At 71.4% G+C, this 14,837-nt stretch carries 14 protein-coding genes; 7 read left to right on the top strand and 7 right to left on the bottom strand.

The features are described from left to right. Positions 1 to 17: 17 nt before the first annotated feature. Together arfB and ACFTE1_RS16075 are read left to right on the top strand one after the other, a co-directional pair. Positions 18 to 440 (top strand): alternative ribosome rescue aminoacyl-tRNA hydrolase ArfB, encoded by a 423-nt coding sequence (gene arfB / locus ACFTE1_RS16080; protein ID WP_380621386.1) that lies wholly within the window; start codon positions 18 to 20, stop codon positions 438 to 440. A gap of 117 nt (positions 441 to 557) precedes the next feature. Next, positions 558 to 1,106, top strand: coding sequence for a hypothetical protein (locus tag ACFTE1_RS16075; RefSeq protein ID WP_380621383.1), 549 nt, complete (start codon positions 558 to 560; stop codon positions 1,104 to 1,106). A 1-nt stretch (position 1,107) separates the two neighbouring features. On the opposite strand, the gene ACFTE1_RS16070 is transcribed toward ACFTE1_RS16075, so the two are convergent. Together ACFTE1_RS16070 and ACFTE1_RS16065 are read right to left on the bottom strand one after the other, a co-directional pair. After that, the gene (locus ACFTE1_RS16070) at positions 1,108 to 2,346 is read right to left on the bottom strand and encodes an MFS transporter (protein WP_380621381.1); all 1,239 of its coding nucleotides are present in this window, start codon (positions 2,344 to 2,346) and stop codon (positions 1,108 to 1,110) included. Continuing rightward, complete coding sequence (locus tag ACFTE1_RS16065; protein WP_380621379.1) at positions 2,343 to 3,692, bottom strand: rhodanese-like domain-containing protein; 1,350 nt, start codon at positions 3,690 to 3,692, stop codon at positions 2,343 to 2,345. Before ACFTE1_RS16065 ends, ACFTE1_RS16070 begins: the two co-directional genes overlap by 4 nt. 82 nt (positions 3,693 to 3,774) lie before the next feature. On the opposite strand from ACFTE1_RS16065, the gene ACFTE1_RS16060 reads away from it, so the two are divergent. After that, complete coding sequence (locus ACFTE1_RS16060) at positions 3,775 to 4,437, top strand: ArsR/SmtB family transcription factor (protein WP_380621707.1); 663 nt, start codon at positions 3,775 to 3,777, stop codon at positions 4,435 to 4,437. A 69-nt stretch (positions 4,438 to 4,506) separates the two neighbouring features. Here the strand turns inward: ACFTE1_RS16060 and ACFTE1_RS16055 are convergent, their stop codons facing one another. Beyond that, the gene (locus ACFTE1_RS16055) at positions 4,507 to 5,373 is read right to left on the bottom strand and encodes a hypothetical protein (protein WP_380621377.1); all 867 of its coding nucleotides are present in this window, start codon (positions 5,371 to 5,373) and stop codon (positions 4,507 to 4,509) included. Between the two features lie 210 nt (positions 5,374 to 5,583). Next, positions 5,584 to 6,168: a CGNR zinc finger domain-containing protein gene (locus tag ACFTE1_RS16050; RefSeq protein WP_380621375.1), complete on the bottom strand. Its 585-nt coding sequence runs from the start codon at positions 6,166 to 6,168 to the stop codon at positions 5,584 to 5,586. A gap of 45 nt (positions 6,169 to 6,213) precedes the next feature. On the opposite strand from ACFTE1_RS16050, the gene ACFTE1_RS16045 reads away from it, so the two are divergent. Continuing rightward, positions 6,214 to 6,918 carry a metallophosphoesterase family protein gene (locus ACFTE1_RS16045; RefSeq protein WP_380621373.1) on the top strand — a complete coding sequence of 235 codons (705 nt, stop codon included), beginning with the start codon at positions 6,214 to 6,216 and terminating at the stop codon, positions 6,916 to 6,918. A gap of 3 nt (positions 6,919 to 6,921) precedes the next feature. Further along, positions 6,922 to 7,560: a LysE family translocator gene (locus ACFTE1_RS16040; RefSeq protein WP_380621371.1), complete on the top strand. Its 639-nt coding sequence runs from the start codon at positions 6,922 to 6,924 to the stop codon at positions 7,558 to 7,560. Positions 7,561 to 7,600: 40 nt separating this feature from the next. Here the strand turns inward: ACFTE1_RS16040 and ACFTE1_RS16035 are convergent, their stop codons facing one another. The 3 genes from ACFTE1_RS16035 to ACFTE1_RS16025 form a co-directional block, all read right to left on the bottom strand. Further along, entirely contained in the window at positions 7,601 to 8,494 is an 894-nt protein-coding gene (locus tag ACFTE1_RS16035) for an ABC transporter permease (protein ID WP_380621369.1), read from the bottom strand. Then, positions 8,491 to 11,124, bottom strand: a complete 2,634-nt coding sequence (locus ACFTE1_RS16030; RefSeq protein WP_380621705.1) for an alpha/beta fold hydrolase — start codon at positions 11,122 to 11,124, stop codon at positions 8,491 to 8,493. Before ACFTE1_RS16030 ends, ACFTE1_RS16035 begins: the two co-directional genes overlap by 4 nt. Before the next feature lie 168 nt (positions 11,125 to 11,292). Continuing rightward, positions 11,293 to 12,084, bottom strand: a complete 792-nt coding sequence (locus ACFTE1_RS16025; RefSeq protein WP_380621367.1) for a thioesterase family protein — start codon at positions 12,082 to 12,084, stop codon at positions 11,293 to 11,295. Positions 12,085 to 12,291: 207 nt separating this feature from the next. On the opposite strand from ACFTE1_RS16025, the gene ACFTE1_RS16020 reads away from it, so the two are divergent. Together ACFTE1_RS16020 and ACFTE1_RS16015 are read left to right on the top strand one after the other, a co-directional pair. After that, positions 12,292 to 13,146, top strand: coding sequence for a PfkB family carbohydrate kinase (locus ACFTE1_RS16020; protein WP_380762779.1), 855 nt, complete (start codon positions 12,292 to 12,294; stop codon positions 13,144 to 13,146). Positions 13,147 to 13,507: 361 nt separating this feature from the next. Continuing rightward, a complete protein-coding gene (locus ACFTE1_RS16015) occupies positions 13,508 to 14,758 on the top strand; it encodes a L,D-transpeptidase (protein WP_380621362.1) in 1,251 nt (416 codons plus the stop codon). Positions 14,759 to 14,837 lie beyond the last annotated feature (79 nt).

The following is a 14,837-nucleotide window of genomic DNA, read 5'->3' as shown; positions in this document are numbered from 1 at the left end:
GAAACCGGCGCGCCACCATGTCACCGATCAAGCTCACCGAGGACATCGTCATCCCCGACGCGGACCTCTACTGGCGCTTCTCGCGTTCCAGCGGGCCGGGCGGCCAGGGCGTCAACACCACCGACTCGCGCGTGGAGCTGTCCTTCGACTTGGCCGGGACCGCGGCCCTCCCACCGCACCTGCGCCAACGGGCGATCGAGAACCTGCGGAAGCGGATGGCCGGGGGAGCGGTGACGGTCGCGGCCTCCGAACACCGGTCCCAGCTGCGCAATCGCCAGGCCGCCCTGGAGCGGATGGAGGCGCTGTTGAAGAAGGCCATAGCCCCGCCTCCGCCGAAGCGCAAACCGACCAAGCCGACGAGGGGATCGGTGCGGCGGCGTCTCAAGGAGAAGAAGCGCCGGAGCGACATCAAGAAGTTGCGGCGCAGCACCGAGGACTAGGGCTTCCAATCGAGGATGACCGCTACCTGGATGGTCGCCGCTAGGCCGGCGCCTCCGCGTCGGACGGTCCGGGGTGCGCCGGTGACGGCGGGCGGGCGTCTCGTACTCTGGATCGTTATGAACGGCATTGGGACGAAGTGGAAGACGCTGCGCCTGGCGGCCGGCGTCGCGGTGGTCGGCGTGCTGGCCTCCTGTGCTGCGGCGGAGAAGCCGAAGCCGGAGGCGGTCGACGAGGCCGTGGTGCTCGGCGAGGAGGCGATGGACGACCTGGCGGAGGCCGGAGTCCCGCGCCCGGAGTTCATAGAGACGGTCGAACACCCCTGCCAGGACGAAGAGGTCGTCAAGTTCCGCATGGTCGCCCGCTACGAGCTGATGGCGGAAAAGGACGACTCCGCGAGGCTGCTGCGGATCGTCCACCGCTACTGGATCGACGAGGCCGAGTACCGCGACGTGGACGGCGGGATCCAGTGGGGCGAGAGCGGTTACGCGTCGACCCGTGCGAACGACGGCGAGGTCCAGTACAGCGCCACGAGGCAGCCGGACTACCGGACGATCAACCTGGCCGTGAGCACCGAGTGCTATGAGGACCCCGATCCGGACGACTGGGTCGAGCCGGCGACGGAGCCCTCGATCCGTCCGAGCGAGACGGACACGCCCGAGGAGTAGCTCACCGGGCGGGTGAGTGCGTCTCCCTCATGCGGAGCGCGACGACCAGGCCGGAGAACGCGGTCAGGACGGCGATGGCGCCGATGGCGGTGGGAATGCCGAACCGGTCGGCCAGCAGCCCCGCCGTGAGCGCCCCGACGGCGAATCCCGCGTCGCGCCACAGCCGGTAGACGCCCACGGCCCGGGCCCGCCACGACGGGTGGGCGACATCGCCGATGGCGGCGAGGATGGTCGGGTAGACCATGGCCGTCCCGGCGCCGAGCAGAAGCGCGGCGGCGAACCAGACGGTGAAGCCGCCGGCGGTGGCGAAGGCGGCCAAGGCGACCGCCTGGGCGAGCATTCCCGCGACGATGAGCCTCCGGCGCCCGGCCCTGTCCGACCAGGGCCCGGTGGCCAGCTGCCCGAGCCCCCAGACGAACGGGTACACGGAGGCGATGAGCCCCGCCTGGGTGAGCGTCAGCCCGTTGGCGGTGAAGTAGACCGGCAGGAGCCCCCAGACGAGCCCGTCGTTGAGGTTGTTGACCAGTCCGGCCTGGCTGACGGAGGAGAGGGTCGGGTCGGTCAGGCTGGTGCGCGCGAAGACCTGCCTGGTGGAGAGGGTCTCCGCGGTGGCGTGGGAGGCAGATTCGAGTTCCGCGTGGGCTGTGGTGTCGCGGACGGCGAACACGGAGAGCCCCAGGGCCAGAGCGATATAGGCCGCGCCGAGGAGGAAGGCCTCGGGCTGCCACCCGTACTGGGAGGCGACCCAGCCGGTGGCCATGGAGGATACGGCTACGGCGATGTACCCGGCGGCCTCGTTGAGCCCCATGGCGAGCCCGCGGCGGCTGGGCCCGGCCAGGTCGATCTTCATGACGACCGTCGCCGACCAGGACAGCCCCTGGTTGATGCCGAGGAGCAGGTTGGCGGCGATGACCCATCCCCAGTCCGGGGCCAGGATCAGCATGGCGGGCACGGGAAGCGCGAACACCCAGCCGAGGATGAGGACGGGCTTGCGCCCCCACCGGTCGCTGAGGTGGCCGGCGGCGAAGTTCGCCCCGGCCTTGGACAGGCCGAAGACGGCGATGAAGAGCAGCGCCAGAGTGTAGGGGGAGGAGCCGAAGGTCGACTCCCCGAAGGCGGTGAGCAGCCTTTCCTGCCCGAGCAGTGCCCCGACGAGGGCGTTGACGGCGACCAGGAGGCTGAACTGGCCGATGTTGGCGGCCAGGCCGAGGCGCGGTGCGGGCGGGGCCGTCCGGGTCATGATCCCTCCACCAGGGACGTTCCGGTGGCGGCGGCCAGGTCGGCGGGCCCTCCGGCGAGGACGGCGACCGAACTGGCCGGCGCCAGGCTCGCCGCGGTCATCGCGCGTTCGCCGTGTCCGCACATGACCAGGACCTCGTCGGACCGCGGCGCCTCGGCGGCGAGCGACCCGAGTTCGATGGAGACGGCCCGGGGTACGTGCCCGGCGGCGAACTCGGAGCGCTGGCGCACGTCCCAGACGGCGGCATTCGGCATGGCCCGCACCGCCTCGGCGGCGGTGTAGAGGGGAATGGACGAGGTGGGGCCGGTCCAGGCGGACATGCCGTCGGCGAGCTCGCCGACGATGGAGTTGTGACCGATCTTCACCGCCTGCCAGAGGATCTCGGCCGGATCCTGGTCGGCGTCGCGGACGACGACGACAGGACGGTCCGGGTCGACCACCCACCCCAGCCACGAGGCGAACTGGTCGCGGAGCGCGATCGACACGGCGCCGGGAACGTGGGAGCGGGCGAAGGCGCCGACGGGACGGACGTCGATCAGGAGCGCGCCGGACGAGAGGCGCCGCCGCACGTCATCCTCGGCCAGGGCCGGCATGGTGGGAGCGCCGGGCAGGAGGGGCGGTCCGAGGCGGTTGACCTCGGGGAGCCGGTCGAAATAGGCGGGGTAGCTGCCGAGTCCGGCCGTCAGAAGCCGGACGAACTCGTCCTCGCCGGAGGCTTGGAGGAGCGGGTTGGCGGCCTTCTCGGTGCCGATGGTGGAGACGCGCCGGCTCGACGCGGGGGCGGAGCAGAACGACCCGGCCCCGTGGGTCGGCCAGACTGCCACTTCGTCGGGCAGGTCCAGCAGGCGTTGGAGCGAGCGGTACTGGGCGCGGGCCAGTTCCTCGGTGCGGGAAGGGTCGACGAGGTCGGTGCGGGCGGCAGAGGACACGAGGAGGGAGCCGCCGGTGAAGACGCCGAGGGGCTTCGCGCCGTCGAGCAGGAGGTAGGAGAGGTGTTCGTCGGTGTGCCCGGGCGTGCCGAGGGCGCGGAGCGTCAGGCCGCCGAGGTCCAGCTCGTCGCCGTCGGCCAGGCCGCGGTGGCGGAAGGAGCGACCGCCGGCCGCGGAGGCGAGGATTTCCGCGCCGTCGGAGTGCGCGAACTCGCGGGTGCCGGACGTGAAGTCGGCGTGGAGGTGCGTCTCGGCCGTCCAGCGGGGCCGCAGGCCGGAGCGTTCCAGCCGGGCGCGGTGCGCTCGCAGGTCGCGGGAGGGGTCGACTACCAGCGCGCCTCCGTCGCCCAGGTCGACGATGTAAGAGGCGTTGCCCAGACCGGGGTCGGGAATGACCTCCAGGTGGATGTCGCTCATGGTCCTGCCTTTCCGTCGGCGTCCTTCGAATAATGCTACAATATTCCAAGGAATCATGGAATACAAAATCCTGGGAGGCACTGTGGCGGACGGCACGGGCAAAGCGGCGCTCTTCGACCAGATGGCGCGGCTGGGAAAGGCCCTGGGCAACGGCAAGCGGCTGGAACTGGTGGACCTGCTGTCCCAGGCCGACCACTCGGTGGAGGAGTTGGTCCGCATCACCGGCATGGGCGTGACGACGGTGTCGGCGCACCTCCAGACGCTGAAGGCGGCCGGCGTGGCCGTCGCGCGGAGGAGGGGCCAGATGATGATCTACAGCCTGGCCGGGGACGACGTGGCGGGCCTGTACCGGTCCGTCAGGGACGTCGCCTTCGAGCGCATCGCCGAGGTGGAGAGGGCCGCCCGGGCCTACCTGGGCGACGAGCCGGAGACCATCTCACGGGACGCCCTGGTCGCCGCGGTGGAGAAGGGCGACGTCGTCGTGCTGGACGTGAGGCCCGGCGACGAGTACGAGGCCGGGCACATCCCCGGGGCGGTGTCGATCCCGCTGGAGCAGCTGGGCGAGCGCCTGGGGGAGCTGCCCGAGGGCGCACGGGTCGCGGCCTATTGCCGCGGGGCCTTCTGCGTCTTGGCCCATGACGCCGTGCGGCTGCTGGAGGGCGCCGGGCGCAAGGCGGTCAAGCTCCAGGACGGGATCCTGGAGTGGAGGTTGGAGGACCTGCCCGTCGAGACGGGTAGGGGCTGAGCCCGGTCCGGTGCCGCCCGACCCTTTCCCGCTCATGGGCGGACGGTGCGGCCCCGGCCGGACAGGGGGTCAGAGCTGATCGCGGTAGTGGTCCAGGAGGTCTTGGCCCTCGACGACTTCGCCCTCTGGAGTGGCGATCTCGGCCTCGGTGCCCCAATCGGACACCTCGATCCGGTAGTCGAGGGTGACGGGGCCGAAGTCCACCTCGTCGATGGCGAGGGAGAACGCCAGGTCGGAGAGGCGGCCGTCCTCGTCGAGGGTGACGCTCACCGGCACGTCCGCTTCGGGGACGCCTTCGTAGGTCGCCAAGAGCAGATCGAAGACCGGGTCGCCGACAGGCAGGGTCCCGGTGAGCTCCTCGGGCGATCCTTCGGGCGCCTGCATGGCGGCGAGGACCTGTTTCGCGTAATCGGTGTAGGCGGCGTCCTTGATCTGGAAGGCGACGCCGAACTCGTCCCGGGCGGAGGAGGGTCGGTGGAACCACGTGTCGTCGGCGTAGTCGTCGGAGACGAGGGAGTAAGGGCCGCCGGCCATCCGGTGGTAGGTTTCTCCCTCGACGGCGACGGTGGACACGGAGAGGTCCGCGAGATATGCCTTGAGCCCTTCGAGGTCCACTCCTGGAATGTCGGCGCGTTCGAAGAGTTCGTAGGTGTTCGTCAGCCGTAGGTCCGTGTCGGTGGTGTAGGTGTCCTCGCCGAGGACCGTCATCGACCCCTCCAGGTAGCGCTCGCCTTCGACCTCGACGGTGATGGCGGCCGAGTAGGGATCCGCCGCCAGAGTGTGGAGAGCCTCCGAAAGCGCCTCCTCCGGTGTGGGGGCCGGGCTCTCGGAGGGGGCCGGGGAGGATTCCGGCGCGGGGTCGTCGTTGCAGGCGGCGGTGCCGAGGGTGAGGACGGCGAGCGTGGCGGCGCCGAAGGCGCGCAGGGGCGAGGTCATGGTGCGGGGCTTTCGTCGAGGGGGCGTGGGCTGCAAAGGGGACGGGGAAATCAGCTATGGGCATGTCATGGTATCAGTGCGTGAAGTGGAACGGGGCCATAGGGTGTCGTGATTCGCCCGGTCTGAGCCACGCTGAGACGTGATGTCCGATGAGGGGCGTCTCCTTAGGGCACGTCGTCGAGATGGCAAGGGGCGCGGGTATTCGGAGCCTCACCGGGCCAGGCGGCGTTGAGAGAAGCGGGCGGCGCGGGCGCGGTTGCCGCAGGCGGTCTTGCACCACTGCTGGCGCCCGTGATCCTGAACGAAGTAGCGGACGCAGCGAGGGGCTTGGCAGGAGCGCAGTTTCGCGGCGAGGGGACCGGTCAGGAAGTCGGCGGTGGCGAGAGCGAGGGTTCCTTTGAGGAGGGTTTGTCCCGTCGCCCGCGTGGTGAGGACGCGGTGGACTCCTCGGTCGTCGACGGTGACGGCGGTTTCGGCGCGCAGCCCCTCGATGGCGGTGGTGAGGGTTTCGCCGGCCTCGGTGTCGCTCATGCGGTTCCGGCGTTCGACGCGGCTGGGCGGGTGCGGGGAGACGGCGGCGGCGAAGGCGGAGCGGGCAGCGAGCCGGAGGTAGCGCAGCTCGTCGGCTTCGGCGGGGTTGCACGGCGGCAGGTCGGGGAATCGTTCGGCGATCCAGGCGTTCACGAGGTCGTCGGTGGCGAAGTCGTCGCGGACGCCCCCGTTTCCGTCGTGGGCGATGGTGGAGACGAGGTTCAGGGCGGTGGCGCCGTCGGTTCCGTCGGGCAGAACGGGCATGAAGGTCCTAACGGTTAATTTCAGTTTAGTGTTAGTATAGCGCGCATGACCCTCACATTGATGCACATAAGTGACACGCACATCGACGGCTCTCCCGAGAGCGTTCGGAGGCTGGAGGCGGTCTTGGATCTGCTGCCGCCCTCCCGGCGCCCCGACGCGATCGCAGTGACGGGCGACGTCGCGGACACCGGCGCCGACGGGGAGTACCGCAGATTCGGGGAGGCTCTCGCCGGCCGAGAACCGTGGATCGCGGTGCCGGGCAACCACGACGACTCGCCGCTGTTCGCCGAACGCCTGGGCGTAGCGGACGTCCTCGACGCCGGCGGCCTGCGGATCGTGGGGATCGACGTGTCCGTCGACGGAGAGGACCACGGAGTCCTCGGTCAGGAGGCCGCGGACCGCGCCGCTGTGCGGGCGGAGGGCGCGGAGGCGACCGTGCTGGCCTTCCACCACCCGCCGGTGCCGATAGGGCACTCCCTCATCGACCCGACCCTGCTGCGGAATCCGGAAGCCCTGAGGGAACTCGTGGATCGCATCGGCACGGTCCGCGCGATCCTCTGCGGGCACGTCCACACGGCGGCCAGGTCGGAGTTCGCCGGAGTTCCGGTGCTGGTGGCGCCCGGGGTCGCGTCCGCGCTGAAGCCCGATCCGGACGCCCGTCCCATCATCGACGCGGCGCAGCCTCCGGGGCTGGCGCTCCACCGGTTCGACGACGGCGGCGTCACCACGACCTTCCACTACGCGGGCTGACAGGTGCCGGTCCAGGCTGCCGCGGCCTTCGCCTTGGTGGTGCTGCCGATGGTGGTGACCCCGGGCGCCAGTTTCACGCTCATGGCCACGCATGTCCTCCGGTCGGAGGCGGGGGCGACTCGCCGCGTGGTGGCCGGAACTGCCCTGGGGATCCTGACCCACGCGCTGCTGGCCGCGCTGGGGCTCTCCGCCCTCGTCATGCAGTCGGCCCAGGCCTACCGGGCCGTCCAGGTCGCGGGCGCGGTGTACCTGGCGGCGTTGGGGATAGCGATGATCGTGCGGAAAGGGGCGCCGAAGTCTCCGGGGGCGGGCGGTACGGAGGCGCCGGGCGGCGAAGCCGAGCCGAAACGGATCAGGGTGGCGGTGGCCTTTCTGGCGAGCCTGCTCAACCCGAAGGCCGCGGCGGTCTACCTGACGCTGGTGCCGCAGGTCCTCGGCCCCGGAGAGCTGACCGTCCCCGGCGTGTTGGCGCTGGCCCTGGTGCACGCCGTCATGATGGCCGCCTGGCTCGCCACGGGCGCGACGATCCTGCGCGCGGTCGGCCGAAGCCGATTCTCCTTTCCCCGCAAGGCGGTCGACCGGGTCGGGGGAGCGGTTCTCGTCGGCCTCGGCGTCCGGACGTTCGTCCGGGCGCAGGCTTGACGCGCTTCCCGGGCCTGCGACGGGTCGTCGCCAGGCCTCGCTAGGAGACGACGTCCTTGGTCCGGAAGCCCCGGAAGGCCAGTGCGAAGAGGACGATGGCAAAGGCCAGCGACAGCGACGTCCCGCGGATCATCTCGCTCCAGTCGACGTCGGCGCCGAAGGCGCCCGTCCACGAGTACTGCCAGTGGGCCGGAAGGAACTGCCGCCACTGCCCGAGAGCAGTGATCTGGTCGAGGATGGCGCCCAACAGGGAGAATCCGACAGCGCCGCCCACGGCGCCGAGCGGCGCGTCGGTGCGGGTCGAGAGCCAGAAGGCGATCCCGGCGACGGCCAGCTGGGAGACGAAGACATATCCGACGGCTATGGCCAGGCGGGCCGGGGCCTCAGCGGCGGGAATCGCTCCGCCGAACGGGAGGTCCAGAGACCCCCACCCGTAGGCGAGGGTGCCGATCAGCAGGCTCGCGGCCCCCAGCAGCACGATGGCGGCCAGCGAGAACAGGAACGCCACGACGAGTTTGGACAGCAGCAGCCTGTTGCGCGGCACGGGAGCCGCCAGGAGGTACCGCAGCGACGACCAGCCGGCCTCGCTGGCGACCGTGTCGCCGAAGAACAGCGCCACGGGAATGACGACCAGCAGCCCCGTCGAGACGAAGAGGACGGCGGCGGTGAAGTTGGCCCCCGAGGCGGTCGCCGTGTCCATGAAGCTCGAGCCGTTCGCCGAGTCCTCCTGGGAACCGCCGATGGCGAACGCGACGACCATGATGGCCGGCAGGGCCGCCAGCAGGCCCGCCATGACGAGCGTGCGGCGGCGCTTCCACTGCCGCAGCGCCTCGACGCGGAACGGCAGTGTCCGCGACGGCCGGTAGCCGGCGGCGGCGCCGCGAGCGCCGACCGGGCTCTCCGGCGCGGGTGGTTCGGTGGCAGTGGTGGTCATACGGCCGCTCCGTCCGATATCAGGGTCAGGAACGCGTCCTCGAGGCGCCGGTGCGGCCCCAGGGAGCTGACGGGCACGTCGAGGCGCACGAGCTCGGCGTTGAGGTCCGAGGCGCTCGCCCCGTCGAGCCGGACGGAGAGCCCGCCTTCGGCGGGTTCGGCCGAGGCGACGCCCTCCAGCGCGGCGACCTTGGCGACCACGTCGTCGCCGACTTCGCCGTCCACGCCTACGAACAGGGTGTCTCCGTCGCCGGCGATCTCGCCGACGGGCCCGGCCTGGACGAGCCGCCCGCGGTCCATGACCACGAGGTCGGTGCAGGACTGCTCCACTTCGGAGAGCAGGTGGCTGGAGACGATGACGGTCCGGCCGCGGTCGGCGTAGCGGATCATGACCTCGCGCATCTCGCGGATCTGCGGCGGGTCGAGCCCGTTGGTGGGCTCGTCGAGTATCAAGAGGTCGGGCAGGCCGAGCATGGCCTGCGCGATGGCCAGGCGCTGCCGCATGCCCTGGGAGTAGGTGCGCACGGCGCGGTCGACTGCGTCGCCGAGCCCGGCGATGTCGAGGGCCTCGTCCATGCGCGAGTCGGCGGCGGGCCGTCCCGTGGACTTCCAGTAGAGGTCGAGGTTCTGGCGCCCCGACAGGTGCGGGAGGAATCCCGCGCCCTCGACGAAGGACCCGACCCGGGACAGCACCGGCGCGCCGGGGCGGACGGCGTGGCCGAAGAGGCGGATCTCTCCGGCGTCGGGGCGGATGAGCCCCATGAGCATGCGCAGCGTCGTGGTCTTCCCCGCTCCGTTGGGGCCCAGCAGTCCGAGGACCTGTCCCCGCTCGACGCGGAAGGAGAGGTCCTTGACGCTGTAGGCGTCCCCGCCCTTATAGCGTTTGGAGAGCCCCGTGATCTGCAGTGGCACGTCGGCCAGGTCGGGGTCGGGCGCGGGGTGTGTGGTCCGCCGGCGCCGGACCAGCAGCAGGACCGCGGCGGCGAGGGCCGCGGCGGGAAGCGCCCAGACCCAGACGGGCAGGGGAGCGGCGGTCTCGGTCAGTTCGGGCACGGTCGGGACGGTCAGGTCGCCGACCGCCTCGGCGGAGTACTCGGCCGCCGGGGCGGGCGTGGCGAACCCGAGGTCGGTGGAGGAGAGGACGAGCCGGAGCCGGTGCCCGGCGCGGACCTCCTCGTCCAGTGCGGGCAGGCGTATGGAGACGGTCTCGCCGTCGGGGGCGCGCACGGGCGTCACCTGCTGGACGGTGAGGGACGCGGTCCCGTCGGGGCCGACGTCGTAGAGCTTCGCGAAGACGACCGCCTCTCCGGAAGAGGAGCCCAGGGTCACCTCGGCCTCGGGCGATCCGGTGATCCGGACGGCCCGGTCGAGCGGCTCGGTCTCGAACCGCGCGAACTGGCCGGGGAAGTCGACCGACAGGCCGCCGGGGAGGGCGGAGAAGTCGCCGGCCTCGCCTAGTCCGGGGATGGCGGACAGGCTCGACGGGGAGCCTCCGGGCGGGTTGGCGAAGGGCTGCGCCTCGCCGCTGAGCGGTAGCGAGAGCTGTTCGGTGCCGTCGAGCCCGGGGTAGGAGTCCGCGACGGCGCCGGCGATCTCGGCGTCCTCGGCGGCGTCGATCCGGCGGTCGCCGCTGACGCGGAACGCCGGCCCGGTGTCGGCCGACTCGTCGCCTTTGAGGTGGCGGTCGAAGAAGGCCGCCGTCCGCCGGTCGACGCGCTCGTTCTCCATGTCGCCGCCGTCGTGGCCTCCGGAGATCCAGTCGGTTCGGACGGGGGCGCCGTTGGCCTCGATTTGGCGTACCGCCTCGTCGGCCTGGGAGAGGGGGAACAGCGAGTCGCGCCGTCCCTGGACGAAGTAGGTGGGGACGTCGATCTCGTCGCCCACGGCCGAGGGGCTGCGCTCCTCCAGCAGGGCCCTCGCCTCGCCGTCGGGGCGGCCGCTCTCGGCGACACGCTCGTACATCCGGCAGATCTCGTCCTGGAAGGCCTGGCAGCCGCCGCCGGAGGTGACGAACATGCCCGCCCACAGCTTCTTGAAGACGCCCTCGGGGAAGAGAGCGTCGGCGAGGTTCCAGTAGGTGATCCGGGGAGCGATGGCGTCCACGCGGTCGTCGTGCCCGGCGGCCAGCAGCGCGACCGCGCCGCCGTAGGAGCCGCCGGCGATGCCGGCGCGGGGGTCGCCCTCGGCGTCGAGCATGACCTCGGGGCGCTCGGAGAGCCAGTCGAGGAGCCGGGAGACGTCGGCGACCTCGGCTTCGGGGTCGTTCAGCCCGATCGCGCCGGTCGACTCGCCGAACCCGCGCGCCGACCAGGTCAGGACGGCGTAGCCCTCGGCGGCCAGGGACTCGGCCTCGGACGCGACGTTGTCCTTGGATCCCCCGAATCCGTGTGCGAGGAGGACGGCGGGCCGTTTCCCGTCGGAGCCGGCCGAGTAGTAGGAGGTGTCGATGTCGGCGCCGGGCATGGCGATGACCTGGTCGGTGCGGTCGACGTCCGCCTCCGAGCCGCCCGGGTCCCAGCCGGCGGTCCAGATCGCGGCGCCCGCGGCGACGGCGATCGCTCCGACGGCCGCCGCCATGGCGCGCTTGGACTTCCGCAGCCGGGGCAGCGGACCGCCGCCTCGCGAGCTCATGTCGCGGTCCTGTTCTCGCACACGGTGGATCCTTCCTGCCGCACTGGTCTGTCGGCAACTCTAGATCACGTCGGCGCGAGTGGACAAACGCCTTTCCGGGCGGAGGCGTTGTCGTCCTGGGCCGGTCAGGGGCCGGAGCCGGTCGGAAGCGTGGTCGGCCTGGGCCGGTCAGGAGCGCGGCCGGATGGTCAGCGTCTGCTGGGCGAACCCGACGTGCCCGTCGGCGTCGTGGAGGGCGGTGGAGGTGACCCCCTGGCCGCCCGGGCCGAAGACGACGCTCGTGTCCAGGCCCAGCCACTGGCCCGAGGGCCGCCGGAAGTAGTGGATCGTCAGATCCAGGTTGGGGTAGATCCACTGCTTCGCCGACACGCGCGGGGCGACCCCGTTGGCGGTGTCGACGAGCCCGGTCAGGCGGGCCAGGTCGCTGACCTTCTCCCCCTCGACGAGGTCGGCCAGGGACGTGATCCAGGCGGTGGTCCGGCCCGGGCGCGGCTTCGCGGTCGGGCGCAGTTCGAGCGACTGGATGTAGCCGCCGGGCCAGGCCTCGGCCAGGTCCGTCCAGGGTTCGACGGTCTCCGGTGCGGGCAGGGCCTCGGCCGCCCCGCCGGCGACGGCCTCGGTGTCATTGACCGAGGAGCGCCAGATCCGGGCGCGGACGGCGGGACGGCCCCCGCAGACCACGGTGGCCTCGAGCAGCTCGATGGTGCGTCCCGGGCGCACCACGTCGACGGTGATCTCGAAGGGGTCGAGCGGCAGCACGCCGAGGATGTCGATGCTGATCCGGCCGATCTCCATGCCGTCGGGCCCGCGTTCGGCGATGTACCGCTCCACGGCGTGCGTGATCAGCCCGTTCATGGGGCTGATGTGCTGCTCGGCCGGGTTCCACGCGCCGCTGGTCAGTTCGGTGGGCCGGTAGGCGTTCTCTCCGAGGCGGACGAAATAGGCTTCGGCGTCGCTCATGGGATCTCCTTCGATCTGGTGGGGCGGCGGACCCTGCGCAGGCTTCGCCTGTGATTCTGCTCCACGGGGGAGACCGGGGGAGGCACTGGTCCAACTGGTGAGTAACAAACGTCACGGCGGCGGGCGGAACCGTCCGGAGGGCGCGCGGGCGGGCCCGGCGGACTAATGTGGCGGAAGGGAATCGCCGTGAACCGGAGGGAGAGCGTTGTGGACGTCGATGTCATCGTGGCGGGATCGGTCAACCAGGACCGGAAGGTCTCGGTCCGGCGCCTGCCCGGACCGGGGGAGACCGTCCTGGCCGAAGGGGCGGGAGTCTCCGGGGGAGGAAAGGGCGCCAACCAGGCCGCCGCAGTCGCCCGCGCGGGAGCGACGGTGGCCCTCGTCGGGGCCGTCGGCGACGACGAGGCCGGAGAGGCACAGCGCGCCGACCTGCGAGCCAGCGGCGTCGACGTGAGCCTCCTGCGGACCGTGCCGGGAGAGCGCACCGGGACCGCGCTCATCACCGTCTCCGCCGACGGGGAGAACACCATCGTCGTCGACCCCGGCGCCAACGCCCGCGTCACGGCGCCGGACCGCTCCGTGCGTGCCGCCGTCGTCCTCACCCAGGCCGAGATCCCCGCCGACGCGATCCGGGACACCGCCGCGGCCGCCACCGCGATCGGCGCGCGATTCGTTCACAACGCGGCCCCCGCTCCGGCCCTGTCGGAGATCCCGGCCGGGGCCGATCCGTTGGTGGTCAACGAACACGAGGCCGCCGCCCTGCTGGGCGAGGCCGGCGGACGCCCCGAGGAAACCGCCGAACGCCTTCGGGCGGCGGCGAACGCGCGGTCAGTGGTCGTCACGCTCGGGGCGGACGGCAGCGCGGCGGCCGACGCGGAGGGCACGTTCCGCGTCTCCGCGACCGGGGCGGCGGCGGTCGTGGACACGACCGGGGCCGGCGACGCCTACACCGGCGCGCTCGCGGCGGCCCTGGCCTGCGGTGAGCCGCTCCACGGAGCCGTGAAGTCCGCCTCAGAGGCGGGTGCGGCCGCGGTGGCCTGGGAAGGCGCCCGCCCGGAGTGAGGGCGGAGACGCCGGTGTGACCGCCGCCTCCGGTGGGCCGCAAGACCATTCCCCCGGTGCCGGACGACGCCTCCCGCCTTCTCGACGCGGTATCCGCACGGCTGTACACTGTATTCCGGATATGTACTAGCGGGGAGGGCCTTCGGTCACCGCTTCGCAACGAAACGGCAAAGGCTTGGACTCCCTTCCGCTGACGGCGTATCCACCAGTGGCATCGCGACCCTATACTGAGAATCAGGGCGCGGAGTCTTTCTGCGGGAGAGGGCAACCGGGAGGGGCCCTCGAACGTTGAGTTCATAAGCGAGGCGTGCCCGCGACGAGCCGGACATCTCGGATCAGGACCACACCCCGGAGGAACACCATGGCGACTCATGGCGAATCGGACCAGACCCCACCGCAGACGCAGGATCCCGCTCCCGCGGAGCCCGACACCGGCCGCAACCTGAACCGCCGCCGCGCCCTGACGGGCGCCGCCATCGTCGGCGCGGGAGTGGCGGCGGGCGCCGGCATCGGAGCGTTCGCGGCCGCGAAGGAGTCGCAACCCACGGCCACCTACACCCCGCCCCCCAAGTACGCCACCTTCACCACGACCGTCTTCGACGGCATCCACCCGGCGGAGACCTTCACCGTCGACGTGGTCGACGGCCAGTTCGACTCCGTCACCGTCGCCGACGCGGACGGCAACGAGGTCGACGGAGACCTCGACGACGGCGCGACGCAATGGAAGTCCAAGGGCGTCATGCTCGCCGAACACGAGTACACAGTGACCGCCAAGGCGACCAGCGTGGACGACAAGGCCGGCGAGTTCACCCAGGCCTTCACCACCGGATCGGTCGACACCGGCGACTTCACCGTCGTCGACGTCACCCCGACCGGCGACGACTTCGTCGGCGTCGGAGCCCCCATCATCGTCGACTTCAACAAGCCCGCCCCCGACAAGAAGGCCGTGGAGAAGCTGCTGAGGGTCGAGTCCGAGCACGAGCACAAGGGCGCCTGGCGCTGGATCGGCGAGACGCGGGCGGTCTACCGCACCGAGGAGTACTGGAAGCCGCACCAGAAGGTCACCTTCACGGCCGACCTGAAGAGCGCCTACATCGGCAACGACGAGTGGGGCGGCGAGTCCTACACCGTCGACCTGAAGATCGGCCGCGAGTTCATCACCAAGACCGACCTCGCCACGCACCAGATGGACATCTTCATCGACGGGGCGCTCGACCGCAGCTACCCCACCAGCGGGGGCAAAGAGGGCTTCCTGACCCCCGAGGGCGTGTACCTGGTGATGGTCCACGAGGGTACTGTGCGGATGATCCCGGACCTCCCCGAGGACCACCCCGAGTACTACGACCTGGACGTGGAGTGGTCCACCCGCATGAACTGGAGCGGCATCTACGTGCACGCCGCACCGTGGTCGGAGTCCGACCAGGGCAAGCGCAACGTCTCCCACGGCTGCCTCAACCTCATGCCGGACCGGGCCAAGTGGTTCCACGAGAACAGCCGCCGCGGCGACCCCATCGAGGTCGTCAACACCGGCAGGCCGCTGCCCTGGGACGACGGCTGGTCGTTCTGGCAGATGGACTTCGACTCCTGGAAGGAGGGCTCGGCCCTCGTCTAGCGGCACGGCCGCACTCGGCCGCCGCCGGGACGACCCGCCCCCGGTCGATGCTAGGCGGTCCCTCCCCGGCACCGTCGTA

Source organism: Salininema proteolyticum (assembly GCF_042685645.1).
Taxonomy (GTDB): domain Bacteria; phylum Actinomycetota; class Actinomycetes; order Mycobacteriales; family Micromonosporaceae; genus Salininema; species Salininema proteolyticum.
This window is presented reverse-complemented; position numbering and strand designations above follow the sequence as displayed.